Source organism: Flavobacteriales bacterium (genome assembly GCA_016699575.1).
GTDB lineage: Bacteria > Bacteroidota > Bacteroidia > Flavobacteriales_F > PHOS-HE28 > PHOS-HE28.
Genome location: CP064979.1, coordinates 4,212,755 through 4,232,199 on the forward strand (window position 1 = coordinate 4,212,755; position 19,445 = coordinate 4,232,199).

General features: G+C 60.3%; 17 protein-coding genes and 3 tRNA genes. 10 read left to right on the forward strand and 10 right to left on the reverse strand.

Features of this window, described 5'->3' with window-relative positions; translation table 11 throughout:
• The first annotated feature begins 16 nt into the window (after positions 1-16).
• A complete protein-coding gene (locus IPJ76_17795; protein QQR86416.1) occupies positions 17-994 on the forward strand; it encodes an IS1595 family transposase in 978 nt (325 codons plus the stop codon).
• A 152-nt stretch (positions 995-1,146) separates the two neighbouring features.
• Here the strand turns inward: IPJ76_17795 and IPJ76_17800 are convergent.
• Positions 1,147-1,217, reverse strand: a tRNA-Ile gene (locus IPJ76_17800).
• Positions 1,218-1,276: 59 nt separating this feature from the next.
• Positions 1,277-1,774, reverse strand: a complete 498-nt coding sequence (locus IPJ76_17805) for a hypothetical protein (GenBank protein QQR86417.1) — start codon at positions 1,772-1,774, stop codon at positions 1,277-1,279.
• 417 nt (positions 1,775-2,191) lie between these two features.
• On the opposite strand from IPJ76_17805, the gene IPJ76_17810 reads away from it, so the two are divergent.
• The 3 genes from IPJ76_17810 to IPJ76_17820 are packed head-to-tail and all read left to right on the forward strand — an operon-like array spanning position 2,192 to position 4,840.
• Positions 2,192-3,307 (forward strand): hypothetical protein, encoded by a 1,116-nt coding sequence (locus IPJ76_17810; protein ID QQR86418.1) that lies wholly within the window; start codon positions 2,192-2,194, stop codon positions 3,305-3,307.
• Between the two features lie 2 nt (positions 3,308-3,309).
• Complete coding sequence (locus IPJ76_17815) at positions 3,310-3,927, forward strand: RNA polymerase sigma factor (protein ID QQR86419.1); 618 nt, start codon at positions 3,310-3,312, stop codon at positions 3,925-3,927.
• Entirely contained in the window at positions 3,899-4,840 is a 942-nt protein-coding gene (locus IPJ76_17820) for a hypothetical protein (GenBank protein QQR86420.1), read from the forward strand. The genes IPJ76_17815 and IPJ76_17820 overlap by 29 nt, the downstream gene beginning before the upstream one ends.
• 3 nt (positions 4,841-4,843) lie before the next feature.
• On the opposite strand, the gene IPJ76_17825 is transcribed toward IPJ76_17820, so the two are convergent.
• Both IPJ76_17825 and IPJ76_17830 read right to left on the reverse strand, forming a co-directional pair.
• Positions 4,844-5,170, reverse strand: a complete 327-nt coding sequence (locus IPJ76_17825) for a hypothetical protein (protein ID QQR86421.1) — start codon at positions 5,168-5,170, stop codon at positions 4,844-4,846.
• A gap of 64 nt (positions 5,171-5,234) precedes the next feature.
• On the reverse strand, positions 5,235-6,542 hold the full coding sequence (locus IPJ76_17830) for an NAD(P)/FAD-dependent oxidoreductase (GenBank protein QQR86422.1): 1,308 nt from the start codon (positions 6,540-6,542) through the stop codon (positions 5,235-5,237).
• 62 nt (positions 6,543-6,604) lie between these two features.
• Here IPJ76_17830 and mnmE point away from each other — a divergent pair, with 62 nt between their 5' ends.
• From mnmE to IPJ76_17850, 4 genes are all read left to right on the forward strand, one after another.
• The gene (mnmE, locus tag IPJ76_17835) at positions 6,605-7,954 is read left to right on the forward strand and encodes a tRNA uridine-5-carboxymethylaminomethyl(34) synthesis GTPase MnmE (protein ID QQR86423.1); all 1,350 of its coding nucleotides are present in this window, start codon (positions 6,605-6,607) and stop codon (positions 7,952-7,954) included.
• A gap of 123 nt (positions 7,955-8,077) precedes the next feature.
• On the forward strand, positions 8,078-9,235 hold the full coding sequence (locus IPJ76_17840) for an ATP-binding protein (protein QQR86424.1): 1,158 nt from the start codon (positions 8,078-8,080) through the stop codon (positions 9,233-9,235).
• Positions 9,232-9,912, forward strand: coding sequence for a WbqC family protein (locus IPJ76_17845; GenBank protein ID QQR86425.1), 681 nt, complete (start codon positions 9,232-9,234; stop codon positions 9,910-9,912). Before IPJ76_17840 ends, IPJ76_17845 begins: the two co-directional genes overlap by 4 nt.
• A gap of 130 nt (positions 9,913-10,042) precedes the next feature.
• On the forward strand, positions 10,043-10,480 hold the full coding sequence (locus IPJ76_17850) for a cold shock domain-containing protein (GenBank protein QQR86426.1): 438 nt from the start codon (positions 10,043-10,045) through the stop codon (positions 10,478-10,480).
• Between the two features lie 85 nt (positions 10,481-10,565).
• Here the strand turns inward: IPJ76_17850 and IPJ76_17855 are convergent.
• Positions 10,566-10,640: transfer RNA gene (locus IPJ76_17855), tRNA-Pro, on the reverse strand.
• A gap of 682 nt (positions 10,641-11,322) precedes the next feature.
• A tRNA-Ser gene (locus IPJ76_17860) sits at positions 11,323-11,412 on the reverse strand.
• 105 nt (positions 11,413-11,517) lie between these two features.
• Here IPJ76_17860 and IPJ76_17865 point away from each other — a divergent pair.
• Together IPJ76_17865 and IPJ76_17870 are read left to right on the forward strand one after the other, a co-directional pair.
• Positions 11,518-12,696 (forward strand): acetyl-CoA C-acyltransferase, encoded by a 1,179-nt coding sequence (locus IPJ76_17865; GenBank protein QQR86427.1) that lies wholly within the window; start codon positions 11,518-11,520, stop codon positions 12,694-12,696.
• Positions 12,693-13,481 carry a C40 family peptidase gene (locus tag IPJ76_17870; protein QQR86428.1) on the forward strand — a complete coding sequence of 263 codons (789 nt, stop codon included), beginning with the start codon at positions 12,693-12,695 and terminating at the stop codon, positions 13,479-13,481. The genes IPJ76_17865 and IPJ76_17870 overlap by 4 nt, the downstream gene beginning before the upstream one ends.
• Before the next feature lie 64 nt (positions 13,482-13,545).
• Here IPJ76_17870 and IPJ76_17875 read toward each other — a convergent pair whose 3' ends face one another.
• The 4 genes from IPJ76_17875 to IPJ76_17890 all read right to left on the reverse strand — a co-directional run bounded on the left by IPJ76_17875 (position 13,546) and on the right by IPJ76_17890 (position 19,438).
• Entirely contained in the window at positions 13,546-15,906 is a 2,361-nt protein-coding gene (locus IPJ76_17875; protein ID QQR86429.1) for a TonB-dependent receptor, read from the reverse strand.
• Between the two features lie 67 nt (positions 15,907-15,973).
• On the reverse strand, positions 15,974-17,839 hold the full coding sequence (locus IPJ76_17880) for a hypothetical protein (protein ID QQR86430.1): 1,866 nt from the start codon (positions 17,837-17,839) through the stop codon (positions 15,974-15,976).
• Between the two features lie 10 nt (positions 17,840-17,849).
• Positions 17,850-18,818, reverse strand: a complete 969-nt coding sequence (locus IPJ76_17885) for a FecR domain-containing protein (protein QQR86431.1) — start codon at positions 18,816-18,818, stop codon at positions 17,850-17,852.
• Between the two features lie 20 nt (positions 18,819-18,838).
• On the reverse strand, positions 18,839-19,438 hold the full coding sequence (locus IPJ76_17890; GenBank protein ID QQR86432.1) for an RNA polymerase sigma-70 factor: 600 nt from the start codon (positions 19,436-19,438) through the stop codon (positions 18,839-18,841).
• Positions 19,439-19,445: the final 7 nt, after the last annotated feature.

Here is a 19,445-nt window from a genome sequence, read left to right on the forward strand (position 1 = left end):
ATCAACGACAGCACCGATGGCGACCACGAAACTAACCGGCTTCAAGTCCCTCCAAGACCTGCACGATTTCTTCCCCACGGAACAGTCCTGCATCGACTACTTGGCCAGCATCCGGTGGCCCGGCGGGAAGGTGACGTGCCCCTACTGCGGATCGGAGAAGGTCTATACCCTAAAAGGCAAGACTAAGCGTTGGAAGTGCGCCGCCAGTTCGAAGAAGGGAGCGGTGAAGTGCAACAGGCTGTTCTCCGTCCGCATCAACACACCCTTTGAAGACAGCAACCTCCCCCTGAAAACTTGGTACGTGGCTCTGTTCCTTGCCACCAACACATCCAAGGGGGTATCGAGCGCGAACTTGGCGAAGCTGGTGAACATCACACAAGCCAACGCTTGGCATTTGATACACCGCTGCCGAGAAATGATGAGGGAGGACGCCCCTCAATTGATAGTCAATGACACCGAGGTGGATGAATGCTACATCGGTGGCCGTGGGAAGAATAGGCCTAGGAGCAAGCGGGACAATGCCCGTGGTCGTTCGATGAAACACAAGACCCCGGTGTTCGGCATGCTCGAACGTGGCGGTCGTGTGGTGGCCAAGGTGGTGATAGACACGAAGGCTCGCACCATCCAACCTATCATGCGCCAACACATCGCCATAGGAACTACTGTTCACACCGATGAATACCTTGCTTACAAGGGTGTCGAAAAGACATTCCGCCACTTGGTGGTGAAGCATGGAAAGGGAGAATACGTCACATACCATCCAACCGGAGAGTACTCATCAACGAACGGAATGGAAGGTTACTGGTCACTTCTGAAGAAAGGTCTAAATGCTGTGTATCACAGTGTTAGCCCATTTCACTTGCAGCAATACGTTAATGAGTATTCGGCTCGGTACAACCAACGAAAGCAAAGCAACCAAGAACGGTTCGACAATGCCTTGAAACAGGCTGATGGAAGGACGATGCCTTATAACAAGCTGGTGGCGAAAAAGTGACTTGAATGACTATGAACAAGAACTAACTTGACCTACATTTGTCCTAGGTAAAAAAGCCAAGCGGCCGCCAACCCTTTTCCGTCTTCTCTGCCCCGTTTGCAACCGCAGGTAGAGGTGAGTACTAGGATCGGCGGCCCACCTTGACAATAAAGTGGACCCGGGGGGAATCCAACCCCACACTCCCGATTATAAGTCGGGGCCTTCCAGCAAGAAGTCCGGGCCCATTAAGAGAGCCGCCCCCTGACCGGGGCGGTTTTCGTTGGTATCAGTCCATGATGCTCATCAGATTTTGTAGAACACGCCGTTCTCGTATTTCACTGTCTTTCCGCGCCTAGCAAGACCGTGCAGGGCATACCGCATAGGCTCCATGCCCTCGCGGTCCCTGCCATCCGTCAACCCGGCTTCCAACGACTTCGTTACCAACTGCTCGAAGGTGCCGGAGGTGAAGGCGTTCAGGATCTTCTCGCCCATGCCTGTCCAGTACCCGTAGGGGACAGTCTTCGCCCCCTTCGCCGGACCATCGTCTTTGGGCTCTACCTTCACAGCGCCGATGCTGAAGGTCGCTGCCGATGCCCTCTTGAAGTACTCCGGGTCCACCATCAGGATGGCCTCCCGCCACTGGTCCATTTCCCGCTTGCTGTTGGCGGACTTCTCCGCCGCATCCTTCGCTTCCTGGTCGTACCGCTTGAAGTTGTCGCGCGCTTCAAGCATTCGCTTCGACATGAACTCGATAGCCAGCAACTCGCTGGGGTCTGGGTTGGTGCGGAGCTTAAAGGACATGGTACCTGCTTTTCACGGGGCGAAAGCTAGGTCGATCCACAGGCCGAACACCACGGGACAAGCAAGATGCTAGAAAATAAAGACACGAGGGATGCGATCCGATCGACATAACTTACGCGCGCGATGAACGAAAAGCCCCTGAAGTTGTCCGCTACGTTTGATGAGGTGTTGGCGATAGCGGCCAAGCACGTACCCAAGTCCAAGAAGGTCAAGCGCACCCCGAAGAAAGGGGTCACTAAGGCCAAGAAGTCGAAGGGATAGGATATCCTACAACCTGCGACTATCTAGGGGGAGCATGATACTAGGTTCAAAAGGAATATAAACACCTTGGCAAAAGTAGCCGGGCATCGGCGCCGGAGGGTCCACATTGAACCTTCAGGGCGCGAAGGTGTACGGCATCGCGGAATGAAAACCGGAATGATCCTCCGACACCTGGTCGCCCTGCTGGCTCTCAGCACAGGCGGCCATGCCGGGGCACAGGCCCAAGTCGAACAGGCAAAACCCGAAGCGCCCGCTGTGAGCAATAGTTACCAGGGCAATTGGGACAGCCGCAGCCTCAACTACGACAGCGGCTTCCTGTTGAACACCACCATCACCACCCCTGCGAACGCGAATGCGTGGGGCCTCTACTTCCAGAACGAGCGCAACGCGGCTTTAAGCACCAACAACGGCACGCTGTCCACCAACGACAAGGCGCGCCTGCAGGGCATTGCGGACGACATGGAGGAAGCCGTACCGGGTTCGTTCGAGGCCGAAATGGCCACCTACTACTTGGAGTTCCCGAAGCCGGCCGGTTATGCGGCCTTGGACCGGGCCACTGCCAAGGAGCCCGCGCGCACTGAGCTCTGCGGCCCTAAACTGGCACAAGCCGTGGTCAATGACGATGCAGAAGGGATCCGCACCTGGAGCCTGGCACTGAAAGATCGTGGGGGCCTCGCCCCCCCCCTCCTGGATGTTGCGGCGGATGTTCTCGCCAGCGTGGACCGCGATGCCGTCCTGTTGGCGAACGGCGAAATGGACACCTACCCGCTTTGGGTTGAGCAATACGCACTATCGCTAAGGCCCGATGTTCTGGTGGTCCACCAGGCCGCCCTACCGGATGACAGCTACCGCGCACTTGTGTGGCGAAAGGCCCGTGCGGAAGGGAGCGTGCCAGGACCGGAAGTGGCGGACTTCGTCAAGGCTTTGGCCACGCGCTCGCCCAGGCCTGTTTACCTGGCCCCCAGTTGCGATCGGCAGTTGCTGAACACCCTCCGCAAGGATCTCTACCTCACCGGACTTGCCATGCGCTACAGCACAACCCGCGTGGATAACCTGCCCAAGCTCAAAGCTGTTTGGCCGACGCTTCGCAAGAACGCACAAGCAGGCCCGTTGAGCCGCAACTACGTTCTGCCAGCCATCACCTTGCGCGACCACTACCTGGCCATCGGCGACGAGAAGAACTACGCCCTGATGGATGCCGAACTCCTGCAATTGGCGCGCAGCACCGGCACCGTCAACCGGCTTTACGAACTCGGCGTCCTGAAGCACTGAACATGGGTTTGTTCGGCACCGATCACGCGAAGCTCAGCGACGAGCGGCTCATGGAGCTGGTCGTGCGCGGTGATGAGCCCGCGTTCGGTGCGCTGTACGACCGCTACCAGCGCCGCATGATCGGCTATTTCCACCGCATGCTATGGAACGACCGGGAACGCGCTCAGGACTTCCTCCAGGAACTCTACACCAAGCTGGCGAAGAACCCGGCCAGCTACGACCCTTCGCGTCCGTTCAGTACCTGGCTCTTCAGTGTTGCGAACAACATGTGCAAGAACGAATACCGCAAAGAGGAGGTGCGCCGTGCTGCGGTACCGCACCTTAAGGCAGAGTACAACGGCGTGGCCGAAGCACGCAGCGGCGATGGTGTGGACAAGGAACGTTTCAACGATCGCCTGGCCGCCGAGCTCGACCGTTTGGACCCCGACCACAAGGCCACCTTCACCATGCGCTACCACGAGGATATGGCCATCAAGGAGATCGCCGTGGCATTCAACATCAGCGAAGGCACGGTGAAGAGCCGGCTCTTCTACACCCTGAAAAAACTTGCGGAACGATTGAAGGAATTCGACCCGCGCTCACTGCACGAACATGGAACGCCGAGAACAGTACGATCCTGAGGACATCGAATCGCTGCTCATGGAGCGGCCCTTCGAAGAACTCCTCCCCGAGGAGCGCGCCTTCGTGCTGCGGCACCTGAAGGACGCCGACGAGTACGAGGCCATGCGCGCCACGCTGAACGCGCTGCGCAACCTGCATGAGGACAACGAGCCCGTGGCAGCGGACGCAACTGTACGCGAGAACGTGATGGCCGCCTTCCGCGAGCAGCGGCGCCCACGGTTCCAGATCTGGTTGAACAGCGTCGGTGCGTTGTTCATCCCCGGGGAAAGCCGTGGTTTCTGGATGCCTTCGCTGCGCCTGGCCAGTCTTGCCACGGTTGTGGGGTTGAGCGTGTGGGGGCTTTACCGTGCGGGCTCCGGTGTGCAGGACGCTGGCTTTGCGGAACTGAACGAAGTGGAGAAAAAGGAGGCTCCTCCGGAAGCGCAGCCGATGCCCACGGAAGAGGCGAACGCCTCCTTGAAAGGATCCTCAATGGCAGATTCCGCTCACGTTATTTCCAACTGGTCAGCTCAAGCGGATGGAGCTGTTCAAGCCGAACCGGCCGAGGAGGGTTCCTTGAAGAACATTGCTTTGGAAGATCTCACCTACGCTGATGCTTCAACCCACCTGCAGTCCGCGGACGAGGTCAGTTTGGACGAGGCAGGGGAGCCTGTTACGCACCTTGGTGCAGTAGCAATGGACACCACCGCGCCACTCAGCCCGGCGCGGACCACGAGTGCGGCTCCAGACGCGGCTGCCGCTCGCGAAGAGCAACTCGCCGAAGTAGCGGCGGTTTCCAAGAAGAAAGTCGAGATGGAGGCGGACAGCCGCCGCGAGCGGAAAAAGGACCAAGAGTTCAGGGCCGATGCTGAAGCAGCTTCAAGCCAAGCGCTCGATGCCAAACTGCTCACCTTGCAGAACGCCGCTTGGTGAGACTTACTGCACCAAGAAGTGCTGGGTGATGTTGAAGTCCCGTGCTTCTACACGCAAGGTCATTTCGCCCTTGGCGAAGCCTTGCTTATCGATCCGTCGGACCAATTCGTTCTTCAGGGCCTTGCCCTCTTCGATGTAGAACACTTTGCCGGTGGCATCGGTGACGGTGATCTTCACCTTCCCGATGCGACGCTCGTGCAGAATGCTGATGTTGATCAGCGATGAGTTGCGCGTGCATTCAACGCGCACCGTGGCCTCCCCTCCTTTCCCTTCGGCGAACACCGGTGCCACTGCGAGCAGGCCGATGGAAAGACAGATGGTGCGGATCATGGGTTTCTTGGGCGAGGTGGCGAAGATACCCGGGACACTGGAAGCTGTAAAGACCTTCGACCGGTCAGCCCCCCGTGCGATGGGCGGGCCGTACATACGGACGGATGATGAGCCGTATGGTGTTCTTCCAGCTCATGTACTTCCATGCCCAGCCCAGAAGCACTTGCAGGCGGTTCCGGAAACCCACGAGCGCCATCAGGTGCACGAACATCCACGCCAGCCAGGCGAACAACCCGCCGATGTGCATGCCGAACGCGTCCACCACCGCCTTGTACCGGCCAATGGTGGCCATACTACCCTTGTCCTTGTACGTGAACTCGCGCATTGACCCACCCTCGGCCTTTCGCACCAGATTGGCGGCCAGCAATTCGGCTTGCTGGATGGCCGCTGGCGCCACCTGCGGGTGACCGAACTCCCACTTTCCCTCTTGCATGAAGGCTACATCGCCGAGCGCGAAGACATCGGGAACACCAACGAGGCGGTTGAAGCGGTCCACCTTGTAGCGGTTCGCTTTGGGGTCCACGGCGGCCTCCAGTCCGGGGATCAGTGTACCCTTCACCCCGGCCGCCCAGATGAGCGTGTTGCTCTCCATGCTCGTGCCGTCCTTGAACGTTACGCGCTCACCGTTGAAGTCCGTGACCCGAGCACCGAACTTCACGTTCACGCCCATGCCTTGCAGATAGCCAAGCGCGCTGGCGCTGGACTTTTCGGAGAAGTTCTTCAGGACACGCTCATTGCTGTCCACGAGCCAGATCTGCATGCGGTCGCTCTCGAGTTCCCTGTACTCACGCTTGAGCACCGTGCGTTTGATCTCGGCCAACGCTCCGGCCAGCTCAACACCGGTGGGCCCTGCACCAACGATCACGAAGTTCAGACAGCGCCGCTGACCGGTCTCGTCCTGCGCGTAGAGCGCGGCCTCGAAGTCCTGCAGGAAATCGCTACGGATGTCGAGCGCCTGGCCGATGCTTTTGAGCTGCATTGCTTCGCGCTCGATGACGGTGTTGCCGAAGAAGTTCGTCTCGCTGCCCGTGGCCAGCACGAGCAGATCATAGTGGAAATCTCCCTGCTCGCTGACCACAATCTTCCGTGCGGGGTCCACAGCCGTCACCTTGGCCATGCGGAAAGCCACGTTGGGCATAGGTGCCACCGTGCGGCGGAACGGGTGAGCGATGCTATCGGCGCTGAGGCTCGCAGTGGCCACTTGGTACAACAACGGCTGGAAGCAGTGATGGTTGTGCCTATCGAGCAGCAGCACCTTGTATGGTTGTCCGTCCAGCCGCTTGATCAGCTCCAGTCCAGCGAAACCACCGCCGACCACGACGATGGTCGGGAACTTGAGTTCGTCGTAGGCTTTCTTGACCGCTGTTGACATGTGGTTCGGATGGCGGGCGAAGATCGGCCCAAATTCGCGGCTGCTTACCGAGGCTACCACCGATGCTTGAACAGGACACCATCTGCGCGTTGAGCACACCACCGGGAACGGGTGGTATCGCGGTGCTGCGCCTGAGCGGCCCCGATGCCCTGCGCATTGCACGGGCGTGCTCCGACCTGTCGCAGAACATCGTGGCACGCATGGCATACTTCTGCCGCTTCAAGGATGCTGAGGGCGGTATCGATGAAGGTTTGCTCACCTGGTTCAGGGCACCCTCTTCGTACACTGGCGAAGACGTGGTGGAACTTAGCGTGCACGGCTCGCCCTACATCGCACAACGCTTGCTCGAAGCGCTCTCTGCGGCCGGTGCGCGCACGGCCCGCCCGGGCGAATTCACGCTGCGCGCCTTCCTGAACCGCAAGCTGGACCTGAGCCAGGCCGAAGCCGTCGCCGACCTCATCGCCAGCAGCAGCCGTGCCGCGCACAAGCTGGCGTTGCAACAGTTGCGCGGCGGCTACAGCGAACGGATCGAAGGCCTGCGCCAGAAGCTCATCGATTTCTGTGCGCTCATCGAGCTCGAGCTCGATTTCAGTGAGGAGGACGTTGAGTTCGCGCGTCGTGATGACCTGCTGGAACTGCTCAATGAACTGATGGGCATCTGCAACGACCTCATCAACAGCTTCCGTTATGGCAACGCAGTGAGACAGGGCGTGCCGGTGGCCATCATAGGAGCACCGAACAGCGGCAAGAGCACCTTGCTCAATGCATTGCTGCAGGAAGACCGGGCCATCGTGAGCGACATCCCCGGCACCACGCGCGACACGGTTGAGGAAACCATCACCATCGGTGGCGTGCTCTTCCGGTTCATCGACACGGCGGGCATCCGCAGCACGGAAGATACCATCGAGAAGCTCGGTATCGAGCGGAGCTTCAAGAAGGCACGTGAAGCGAGCATCGTGGTATACCTGGGCGATGCCACTGTGGTGAACGAAAGCGCCTTCCGTACGCAGGCCTCGCTGTTGCGCGAACAGATCGGTAGCGGGCCGCAACTGATCCCGGTGCTCAACAAGGTCGATCTTCCAGAAGCCCGCAGGGGCAGCGCCGTCATGCACATCAGCGCACGGAGCGGCGAAGGATTGGATGAACTGAAGGATGCGTTCATCGAGCACGTGCAGGCGCTGCAGGAAAGCGATGGAGGTTTGGTGGTCACCAACGCCCGGCACGTGGAAGCGCTCGGGAACGCTCGTCATGCCCTGCACGATGCCCGACAGGCCATGGCCAACGGCGTGAGCGGCGAGTTCCTTGCCACCGACCTGCGCCGTGCGCAGCACCACTTGGGCGAGATCACGGGCCGCATCACACCGGACGACATCCTGGGGAGCATCTTCGGGAAATTCTGCATCGGGAAGTAGCGGGGCCTGAACAGCCAGGACCATGGCCGGACATGACCTCCATCGGTGACACGCTTGTTTGTAACACATTTGTTACAAACAAAGACGTTACATTCGCCGGGCACCCGTTCCAAAGTCCTCCGCATGGATGAAGCACGCTCCCCTTTCCTCATCGGCACGCTCGTTTCCGGCGACAGTTTCGTTGATCGCGAATGGCCGCGCAAGAAACTGCGCGACAACTTCCGGTCAGGACAGAACACCGTACTGATCAGCCCGCGTCGATGGGGCAAATCATCGCTCATCCGACAGGTGGCCTTGGACATGGCACGGGAGAAGAACGTCCGCTTCGCGTTCCTGGACCTGTTCCATGTGCGCACCGAACAGGATTTCATCGAGCGCAGCATCGAGGCAACGATCAAAGCGTTGGGAAAGACCATGGAACAGCGCATGGCCGACGTGAAGGAGTTCATCCGGGGCGTGGTGCCGGAGATCGGGTTCGGGGCGGACCCGCAAACCGAATTCAGCTTGAAGCTGAACCTGCCGGAAGGTCGTCGCAGCGTGCTCGACCTGCTTGACCTGCCCGAACGCATGGCCAAAGCCAAGGGGGTCCAACTGGTACTGTGCATCGACGAGTTCCAGAACATCACGATGCTACCGGACCCGCTGGGATTCCAGAAAATGCTGCGCGCTTCGTGGCAACATCACGAACATGTGTGCCATGTGATCTACGGCAGCAAGCGGCACATGATGATGGACCTCTTCAACAAGCAGAGCATGCCGTTCTTCCGGTTCGGTGACACGATGCTGCTGGACAAGATCAAACGTGAGGATTGGGTACCCTTCATACAGAAGCGCTTTGCGACGGCGAAGATCAATATCGCGTTGGACGTCTGCGACCACCTGGCCGAACGCATGCAGGACCACAGCTACCACGTGCAGATGCTCGGGCATGCCGCGTGGTTGCGCACCCACCGGCGCACGTGTACCCGCGCCACCGTGGACACCGCCTTGCAAGACCTGCTCAACCAGCACGATGCCCTCTACCACCGGTTGGTGGACGAGCTGACCACGCCCCAGCTCAACTACCTGCGCGCACTGCTCAACGGCGTCACCCGGTTCACCACCATGGACACGATCCGGCGGTTCAACCTCGGCTCCAGCGCGCACGTGAAGCGGATGACCACGGCTTTGGAGAACAAGGAAGTGCTCGACTTCCAGGGGCCGCACACCGAATGGATCGACCCGTTGTTCAAGATCTGGCTGGAAGAGCGCTATTGGGGAGGGCGGCTAAGGATGGTATGAGCCTCCCACTCCTCCCCGCCTTCTACTTCGGCAGCGTGGAGCATTACCGGCTCCTTGCGCAGCACCCGCGCGTGCTCATCGACATCGGTGAGCACTACGAGCGGCAGAGCTATCGCACGCGCACCGGCATCGTGGGCCCCAACGGGCGCCAGGACCTGAGCGTGCATATCGTGCACGACCACGGCAACAAGATCCGCATGCGCGATGTGCGCTTGAGCTACGCTGAAACCTGGCCGCAGCAGCATCTGCATGCCATACGCAGTGCGTACGGGCAGACGCCGTGGTTCATCCACTACATCGATGACATTGAGCAAGTGCTTTTGGCCAAGCACGAGCGGCTCACCGACCTCTTGTTGGCCACCCTGCAACTCGGCCTTCGTTGGCTCCAACTGCGCACGGATATCAGCGTATCCGACCAGTACGTCGAGGGACCGGAATTCCGGTCGGATGAAATGGGCCTCGGCCCTGTTGATCCGGCAACACCCCTGGCCCAACGGCTGCCGATGATCGACCTCAGGATGTCCTTCCACCCGAAAAGGCCGCTGCCAGCGGAAGTCACGGCCGTACCACCGTACCCACAGGTCTTCGCCGACCGGCACGGCTTTGTGCCACGCTTGAGCCTGCTGGACCTCGTTTGCAATTGCGGCCCCGATGCGGCGGCAAGAGTGATGGCTTAGGTCATCCGGCCGAACCGGCTACCTTTCGGCCAAGAACACCGACCAGGTAGCAACCACCTCAGCGCACTTCTGCCAGTGGCAGGTCGCGCTTGGAACCACGGCTTGGCGGGAAACCTGTTCTGTGCGGTCCATGTCAACATTCGAGAAACGCGAGAAAGAGAAGAAGCGCCTGCAGAAGCAGGAAGAGAAAAAGCGCAAGAAGGAAGAGCGCAAAGCCAACTCCTCCGGTGGGGGCTTGGAGAACATGATGGCTTATGTGGACGAGTTCGGCCGCATCACCAACACGCCGCCCGACCCCACCAAAAAACGCCAGGAGATCGACGCATCGGAAATCGAGATCGGCGTACCCAAGCGAGAGGATGTTCCCGTGGCCGCTGAGCGTGTGGGCCGCATCGACTTCTTCGACACCTCAAAAGGCTTCGGCTTCATCCGCGAGGACGGCACACAGGAACGCTACTTCGTGCACATCAGTGGCCTGCTCGATGAAGTGGGCGACGGTGACAAAGTGGTCTTCGAACTGGAACGCGGGCCCAAAGGCATGAACGCGGTGCGGGTGAAGAAAGGCTGAGATGCCCCCAACGTCGGTCGTTGCGCAGCGCAATGACCAAGCGGCACGAAACGCAGAACGCCACCCGAAGGTGGCGTTCAACTTGTCGGGGCGGTGTGATTCGAACACACGACCCCCTGCTCCCAAAGCAGGTACGCTAACCGGACTGCGCTACGCCCCGAACTTGACAAAAAGAACTCCTGACTTCACACCTTCCGAACAACGACCCTCCCGCCAACAGCGGGATACGCTAACCGGACTGCGCTACGCCCCGAACTTGACAAAAAGAACTCCTGACTTCACACCTTCCGAACAACGACCCTCCCGCCAACAGCGGGATACGCTAACCGGACTGCGCTACGCCCCGAACTTGATAAAAAGAACTCCTGACTTCACACCTTCCGAACAACGACCCTCCCGCCAACAGCGGGATACGCTAACCGGACTGCGCTACGCCCCGAACTTGACAAAAGAACTCCTGACTTCACACCTTCCGAACAACGACCCTCCCGCCAACAGCGGGATACGCTAACCGGACTGCGCTACGCCCCGAACTTGATAAAAAGAACTCCTGACTTCACACCTTCCGAACAACGACCCTCCCGCCAACAGCGGGATACGCTAACCGGACTGCGCTACGCCCCGAACTTGATAAAAAGAACTCCTGACTTCACACCTTCCGAACAACGACCCTCCCGCCAACAGCGGGATACGCTAACCGGACTGCGCTACGCCCCGAACTTGACAAAAAGAACTCCTGACTTCACACCTTCCGAACAACGACCCTCCCGCCAACAGCGGGATACGCTAACCGGACTGCGCTACGCCCCGAACAATACCAGGCCTCGAACGTCGGGACCTTGCGGAGAGGGGGGGATTCGAACCCCCGGTACCCCTTAACGAAGTACGGCAGTTTAGCAAACTGCTGGTTTAAGCCACTCACCCACCTCTCCAGTGGAAAAAGAACGTCCCCGCGAAGGGGCGGCAAATATAGAAGCGCAGGGTTAGCCTGGAACCTACTTTCGCACCGCGATAAAAACCCTCGCGAAAGCAAGCACATGGCACGTGAAGTCGTCATCGTATCCGCGGTCCGTACCCCCATCGGCAGTTTCGGTGGCGCGATGGCCGATGTGTCCGCCACGCAATTGGGCGCCACGGCCGTGAAGGCTGCTGTGCAGAAGGCCGGCATCGACGGTGCCTTGGTGCAGGAAGCCTACATGGGCAGTGTGCTGCAGGCCAACCTGGGCCAGGCTCCCGCACGGCAGGCCATCAAGTTCGCCGGTCTGCCCGATGCGGTGCAATGCACCACGGTGAACAAGGTGTGCGCCAGCGGTATGAAAGCAACCATGATCGCCACCCAGAGCATCCTGCTCGGTGACGCCGATGTGGTTGTGGCCGGTGGTATGGAGAGCATGAGCGGCACGCCCTATTACGTGGAGAAGGCCCGCTACGGCCAGCGCTATGGGAACGGCGTGCTTGTGGATGGTATCGTGAAGGACGGTCTCACCGATGTGTACCACCAGAATGCCATGGGCGTGAGTGCGGACCTGTGCGCCACCAAATACGGCATCACCCGGGAGCAGCAGGATGCCTTTGCGATCGAGAGCTACAAGCGTAGTGCAGCGGCGTGGGCTGCGGGCAAGTACAAGGATGAAGTGGTGCCCGTGACCGTGAAAGGCCGCAAAGGCGATGTGGTGGTGGAGGAGGACGAGGAGTTCAAGAACGTGAACTTCGAGAAGATCCCTGGCCTGAAACCCGTGTTCCAACAAGGTGGAACCGTTACAGCCGCCAACGCCAGCACGATCAATGATGGTGCTGCCGCCATGGTCCTGATGAGCGCTGATAAAGCCGCGACCTTGGGAGTGAAACCCATCGCGAAAGTGCTGGCCTATGCCGATGCGGAACAGGCCCCGGAGTGGTTCACCACCTCCCCTGCCCTTGCCATACCACGCGCGGTGGAAAAGGCAGGTTTGCAGATGAGCGACATCGGCTACTTCGAGATCAACGAAGCCTTCAGCGTAGTGAGCTTGGCCAACATGCAACTGCTCAAGCTGGACCCGGCCAAGGTGAACGTGAACGGCGGTGCGGTTTCCCTCGGCCACCCGTTGGGGTGCAGTGGTGCGCGCATCATCGTTACGCTTATCCACGTGCTCAAGCAGAACGGTGCCAAGTACGGCGTTGCCGGTATCTGCAACGGCGGTGGCGGTGCCAGCGCCATCGTCATCGAGGCCCTGTGAGCATCGTAGTCTGTCCGCTCAGCATCGTCCCCGTCCGCAAGGATGCGAGCGACCGCTCTGAGCTCGTCACCCAATGGCTCTTCGGCGAAACGGCCGAGGTGCTGGAACAGACCGCCAAATGGAGCCGGTTGCGGTTCGATCTGGACGGTTACGAGGGCTGGGTGGACAACAAACAAATGGTGGCCGCGCCTGGGGCGCTCCCCATTTCGGCCAAGCGCAGTATTGAGCCATCCACATCGGTCGATCTCGGTGAAACCCAACTGTTGTTGCCCATGGGCGCGGTAGTTGAGTTCCCCGAGCGCGATGGGAATATGATCCACCTGCACGGCAACGTGAAGCACACTGGCAGGACAACCCGCGACCTGCAAGGCTCCACAACCCTGCGGGCCATGCTCATGACGCGGCCCTTCCTCGGCACACCATACCTCTGGGGCGGTCGCACGCCGTGGGGCGTTGATTGCAGCGGCTTCACACAGATGGTGTACCTCTTGGCCGGGCTCCAACTACCTCGTGATGCCTATCAGCAGGCCGAGGTAGGTACCACCATCGAACTGCTGGACCTGGCGCAACCCGGCGACCTGGCTTTCTTCGACAACGACGAGGGCCGCATTGTGCACGTGGGTTTCGTCCTTCCCGGACCCGATGGTGAGAAGTTCATAGTTCATGCCAGTGGAATGGTGCGCATGGACAAGCTTGACCAACAGGGCATCTTCCACTTGCAGGAGAAACGCTACACCCACAAGTTGCGGATCGTGAAGCGGGTGACCGGCAAAGCGGAGAGCTGACCCTTTTTCGATCAGCCCTCCTAACGAACGGCCCGAGGCCCTGCTCAACGTCCAACGGCAGGTATCAGAATCGCAGTGTGTACTGTACCACGGGCAGGATGCTCAGCTGTGAATAGCTCTTGATGTTCTCCGTGCGCTCGTCGTAGAAGTAGCCGACCACGGTCCGGGCGTTCAGTACGTTCTGCACATCCACCTTGAACTCGTGGTTCACCTTCGGGCGGCCTACGCGGTAGCTCGCCACCAGATCCACCTTGTGCACAGCGGGCAGTTTGCGGCTCCATTCATCATTCGTGTATTTCACCTCTTCCGCCGCGCGGCTGGCTTGCAGATCGATGGGCGTGTCGTACTGACCGCCTTGCAAGCTGTACCGGAAGCCCGTCATGATCACGCGGTCCTTGCCTTTGCTCGCACCGATCTTCCACTCCTTGCCCGCAAGCGCGTTCGCCACGGTGCCCAGGTTGAAGCGGGAGTTGTGCCACTCGCCATCGAGGGCCTTGTACTTGGTTTCGCTGAAGGAACCAGTGGCCATGAAGTGCCAGCCGCGGGTGAAGAACTTCTCCACGCTGATCTCGATGCCGGTGTTGTAACCGGTGCCTTCGTTCACGAGCGCCCGGTTGCTGAACCATTCGATGGTGTTGCTCTCGCTGTACGCACTGGTAACGTCGTTCTCCACGGGCAGGTCGTAGAGGTACTGGTAGAAGCCTTCCACCTTCACCTGCACATCCTCGGCCAGCATCCGCTCGTAGCCGACCACCGCATGCAAAGCCCGCGTAAGGCCCAGGTCCTCGTTGGGGCGCAGGACGTTGCCCTGTGCGTCAAAGTCCTGGGCTTGCAGCGTGAGGAGCGATTGTGTTCTGGAATGCAGGCCCGTGCCCAGCGTGAAGGCCTGATCGGGGCGCATCTGGTATCGAAGGGCCAGACGCGGCTCGATGCTGAAGGCGTTGTTCGCATCGTAGTGCAAGGCATGGATACCACTGGTCATGCTCCAGCGCTCGTTCCAACGCCATTTGTGGCTCACGAAGGCCTGTGTGGTGTTGGCCGATCCGCTGCGATCGAGCAACGCCTCCATGCGGTCGTTGTCGTCGTTCCAGTCATTGAGCAGCATGCGGTAGTGGTCGTTGGAGAAGATGACGCCCGCGCGCAGTTTGTGGCTGGCGTTGATGCGTGTGTTGAGCGTGCTCGTGGTCCGTAACGTCCACTTGGCGAGGTCGCCATGGCTGCGCAGTTCCGTGCCCGGTTCTCCGGGGGCCGGGGCTTCGAAGTACTCGTTGCCACTGCCGTTGCCGCTCATGGACACGGTGCTGTACAGGAAGCTGTTCTCCCCATAGGTGCGGGTGTTGGTGAGGCCCACCACACCCATGCGCGAGCCATAGCTGTTGCGGGCGAAAAGGGTATCGCCCGTGGTGCCCATGTCTTCCTGTGCGATGCTGCTGCGGCCCCCGATGCCGAACACGGTGAACGTGCCGGCGCGGCCAGATGGTGCTTTCACCTTGAACGCGGCGTCCGTGTATTTCGGCACGCCCTGGTAGTCCACGATGCCAGCACCATCGAGCAGGGCGAGCGTGCTGTAGCGGTAGTTGGCCAGGTAGGAGCCGCCCTCGAGACCGGGGATCGGACCCTCAGCGGTGAGGTCGGTACCAAGCACACCGGCTTTCAAGGTGTATTCGCGCTTCTTGTTGTTGCCGTCACGAAGGCGCATGTCGAACACGGCGCTGTACACGTTGCCGAACTCCGCACTGAAGGCCCCCGTGTGGAAGTCGGAATCATCGATCATATCGCTGTTCAGCACATTGATAGGGCCGCCGGTTGAACCATCATCGCTGAAGTGGTTCGGATTGGGGATCTCCATGCCCTCCAACCGCCATTGAACGCCCTTGGGGCTGTTGCCGCGCACCACGATGGTATTGTTCCCGTCGGGGGTGCTGGCCACACCGGCGAAGGTGCCAACCATGCGTGCCGGGTCATTGATGCCACCAGCGATGCGCGAGGTTTCCTCCACGCTGATGCGGCGCGAGCTCACCGTGCTCATGTCGTTCCGGGCCGAGCCCTTGCGCCTAGCCGCCTTCACCTTGGCCTCATCGAGCTGTTTCACGCTCGTGGTCATCGGCGCATCGATGACGGTCTCTTTGCTGGAGATGACGAGCAGGTTGGCGAATGTCATGGGCTCGTACCCGAACATCGTCACCACCACATCGATGCGGCCCGTGGGCACGTTCGCTATGCTGAAGTGGCCGTCCTGATCGGTGACAGCCGTAAGAACAACGACCCCGGCTTTCACGTCCACCGTGGCGCCGAACAAAGGGATGCGCGTGTCGGTGTCGACGATCGTGCCCCGCACGGTCTGTGTATTGGTCTGGGCAATGATGTGCGAATTGAGCAGGACGAGCAGGGCGATGAGGACGGACTTGACGGTTCGGTGGGTCATTGGATCGTTGTTGTTGACCCTATGACAGGAAGGTGCCGCAGCACCCCTACTCTACCGCACGAATATCTCAGAAACGCAAGCCCAAACCAACACGGAAGCCCAGCCAGCCACGTACGAGCACATCCTCCTCCTCTTGCTCGTACATCACGCGGGGCGCGGCTTCGGAGAGGTAGGCCAGGGTGTCCTCATCGCGCCAGTCGGTGGCGAGGACGTTCAGACTTGGGCCCGCCGATACGACGAACCGGTCGGCGATGGCGTAGCTGTAGAAAACGCTCAAGCTGCTGCGGATGTTCACCGCGCCGATCCACACAGTGTCTTCGTTCACGTGCTCGGCCATCAGTTCAATGTTCACCGTGTGGCGCTTGGGCCAGCCGAGCTCGGTTCCCGCGCCATAGCCAAAGCCCCACCGACCATCGATCTCCGGCGAATAGCTGAAGGTGTTGTAAAAGCGGTGAGTCCCGGTGCGCAACACGACGGAAACGGGAAAGACCTCATCGTAGTGCACGTCAACCCGGTGGTAGCCGCGCCACGCGAAACTGAGGAAGCCGATGCTGGCACCGGTGATGGTGTCCGCCACATTGAGGAAGCCGAGCTGACCTCCTTCGCACTTGCGGGCAACGTTCACGAAACCCACCTGCCCGCCGCGCACGGAGCGCAATGCCACGTTGAGCATACCGGTGACTTGTCCGCCGGTTACGTCGCGCGCATAGTTGAGAAGGCCGGCGACCTGTCCACCCCCCACGCTGTCCAACGCCACGTTCGCACCGCCCGTGATCTGCGCGCCGCTCACGCTCTTGCCATAGTTCAAGAGGCCGCTTGCCTGCCACCGGTGCACATCCTTCAGTGTCACGTTCGCAGCTCCGCTGATCTGTGCACCGTTGCAGTTCTCGGTGGTGAGATTGGCCAAACCACTTATCTGTGTTCCCTGCATCCCACCTTTCAGAACGTTCACTGCACCGGCCAGCTGTACACCGCTCAGGGTGTCCCACACCACGTTGGCGAAACCTGCCACTTGCATGCCGTTGAGCGAGAGCATGGTATGGTTCACCGCACCTGCGATCTGCACGCCGCTGGTATTGCCGCCCACCAGGTTCGTGAGACCGGCGAGCTGCACGCCCTTCACATCGCGGCGCTCCATATTGAAGGCCCCGGCCAGTTCGAAGCCGTCGAGGCCGCGCGAGTAGCCGCCGATCGCGTTGAACGACATCTTATTGACCATGGCGCCGCTCACCTTTCCGTTGGTACCGACCGTGGGCACCAGCGATACCTGCCATTTCCGCACTTCGGCATACTCCAGGTTGGCGGCGATATCAGCTTGCTTGCCGCGTACGAGGGCCGACGACAGGTCGAGCCGTTCCACTTCGGGCTGCCTCACGGACAGCATCGGCATGGTCTCCTTGGGCATTAAACGGATCCGGCCAAGCTTACCCGCACGATCCACGAAGACGATGGTGTCCTGGTAGGCCACCCGGCTGATCCGCAGTGCGGTCCGCTCTTGCCTGCCCGATGCCTCCAAGGCAAAAGTCCCTCGTCCATCCGTGAGCGCGCTCGCGCGCTCGCGCACCTCATACACCGAAGCGCGCGCAACGGCATGACCGGTCAGTGCATCGACCACGTTGCCGGTCACGACGAACTTCTTCTTGCCTTGTCGTGGCCCCAGAATGATGACATGCTCGCCGCTTTCCTTCAGCGTCCTGTCCTTGCCCAGCAAACGCTCCAAGGCCTTCTCAACTGTGGTAACCCCGGTAGCAACATCAACAATGCTGTCGCCGTTGACGACGGCCGCGTTGTAGCTCAGCTTGAAGTGCCCATCCTGTGCGACCAGGTGCAGCGCATCGGCCAACCGCACATTGTTCGCCCGCACGTCCACGGTGCGCTTCAGGATGCCTTGGGCGCTGGCGCTGCTCACCGCGAAGGCCAGCAGTACAAGCACCCCCCAGCGATCAGCAGCCTTCCCCATTGATCGTCCAGCCCTCCGGGCCGTTGCTCACGACTTCAAAACCGAAGGTGTTGGCAATGACGTGCACCACTTGGTCCACTGGTTCATTGCCGAAGGTGGCCGTGAGCGGGCATCCGAGGATGGCCTCGTTCCCCAATTCAATGCGAACGCCGTACGCGGCATTCAGCTCCTCGACCACTTGCTGGAGCGGAGCGTTGTTGAACTGGATGATGCGATCGGCCCAGCGCTCCACCGGACCGATAGCGCTGCGGACCAGCAATTCACCCTTCACCCATTGTGCCTTTTCGCCCGCAGCAAGCACCACCGCCTCAACTCCATAATGGGCAACACCCACTTTGCCATGGTGCACACGCACGGTCACCGTGTCGTTTCCATCCCGGTGCGTCACTTCGAAGGCGGTGCCCAAAACCGTTACGCTCATACCGCCGGCATCCACAACGAAGGGACGCGCTTCATCCCGCTTCACCTCGAAGTAGGCTTGGCCGGTGAGTTCCACATGGCGTTCGTCTCCCATGTCAGCGACCAACCGGCTACCGGGAGACAGTGTCACGGTTGAGCTGTCAGCAAGTGCCGCCTTCATGAAATCGTTGCCCGAGGCCAGTTGCTGGCTCTCGGGTCCGCCCATCAACACACGAACCAGGAAGAACGTACCGACAACCGCTGCCGCCGCCGCCATCCACTTCCATGCGCTGCTGCGTGACGGCCGCAACGGGATCACTTTCGCTGCGTCCATGCGTGCGGCCACCCGTTGCCAGGCGGCATCCACGTCCACGTCGGGGCCATCGCCAGCGCCTTCGGCCATTGACCATGCCGCACGCAGGCGCTGGAGTTCGAGAGCGTTGGCCGGTGCGGCAGCAACCCATTGCTCCACGGCTGCGCGTTGCGCTGCGTCGGCTTCACCGGCCACAAAGAGGGCCAGCAGATCACTATCAATGTTGGAGTAGAGTTCCACTTATGCGGTGCAATGACAGGTCAGGTGATCAATACCCCTACTCCCCGGTCCAACTCCTGGGTCAAGGCCAGCAGCGCCACCCAAATAGGCACTAGATCGGCCAGGTCTTCGCGCAGTGTCTTCAGGGCCTTGCCCATCTGGTTCTCAACGGTTTTGATCGAGATGCCCAAGCGCTCGGCGATCTCGTGGTACTTGAGGCCCTCGTTGCGGCTCAGCTTGAAGACCTTCCTGCGCACTTCCGGCAGGGCCTCGATGGCGGCCAAGACCCTGGCGGAACGCCATGTGTGATCATCCTCAGTAAGCTCCGTTTCCACAGGCCCGTCGTGATGCGATTCGTTCAGCGGTTTCATGCGCACCACTTTTTCGAGTTCGTTCAGGCTGCGGTTGCGCACGGCCGAGAACAAGTAGGCTTTCAGCGAGCTGGTCACGTTGAGGCGTTCGCGCTCGTTCCAGAGCTTCACGAAGAGTTCCTGAACGAGATCCTCCGACCTGTCGCGGTCCTTCAGATAAGTCCCAGCGAACGCGCACAACGGCCTGTAATGCGCACGGAACGCCTCCTCGAAGGCGGCCCTGTCACCGGATGCGATGCGGGAGAATTCCACGGCCGTTGTGGCGGCCAAGGTAGAA

Bases quoted from the DNA above. Each gene is read 5' to 3' on its own strand.
- IPJ76_17795 (QQR86416.1), top strand. From the start codon at position 17: ATGGCGACCACGAAACTAACCGGCTTCAAGTCCCTCCAAGACCTGCAC.
- IPJ76_17805 (QQR86417.1), bottom strand. From the start codon at position 1,774: ATGTCCTTTAAGCTCCGCACCAACCCAGACCCCAGCGAGTTGCTGGCT.
- IPJ76_17810 (QQR86418.1), top strand. From the start codon at position 2,192: ATGATCCTCCGACACCTGGTCGCCCTGCTGGCTCTCAGCACAGGCGGC.
- IPJ76_17815 (QQR86419.1), top strand. From the start codon at position 3,310: ATGGGTTTGTTCGGCACCGATCACGCGAAGCTCAGCGACGAGCGGCTC.
- IPJ76_17820 (QQR86420.1), top strand. From the start codon at position 3,899: ATGGAACGCCGAGAACAGTACGATCCTGAGGACATCGAATCGCTGCTC.
- IPJ76_17825 (QQR86421.1), bottom strand. From the start codon at position 5,170: ATGATCCGCACCATCTGTCTTTCCATCGGCCTGCTCGCAGTGGCACCG.
- IPJ76_17830 (QQR86422.1), bottom strand. From the start codon at position 6,542: ATGTCAACAGCGGTCAAGAAAGCCTACGACGAACTCAAGTTCCCGACC.
- mnmE (QQR86423.1), top strand. From the start codon at position 6,605: ATGCTTGAACAGGACACCATCTGCGCGTTGAGCACACCACCGGGAACG.
- IPJ76_17840 (QQR86424.1), top strand. From the start codon at position 8,078: ATGGATGAAGCACGCTCCCCTTTCCTCATCGGCACGCTCGTTTCCGGC.
- IPJ76_17845 (QQR86425.1), top strand. From the start codon at position 9,232: ATGAGCCTCCCACTCCTCCCCGCCTTCTACTTCGGCAGCGTGGAGCAT.
- IPJ76_17850 (QQR86426.1), top strand. From the start codon at position 10,043: ATGTCAACATTCGAGAAACGCGAGAAAGAGAAGAAGCGCCTGCAGAAG.
- IPJ76_17865 (QQR86427.1), top strand. From the start codon at position 11,518: ATGGCACGTGAAGTCGTCATCGTATCCGCGGTCCGTACCCCCATCGGC.
- IPJ76_17875 (QQR86429.1), bottom strand. From the start codon at position 15,906: ATGACCCACCGAACCGTCAAGTCCGTCCTCATCGCCCTGCTCGTCCTG.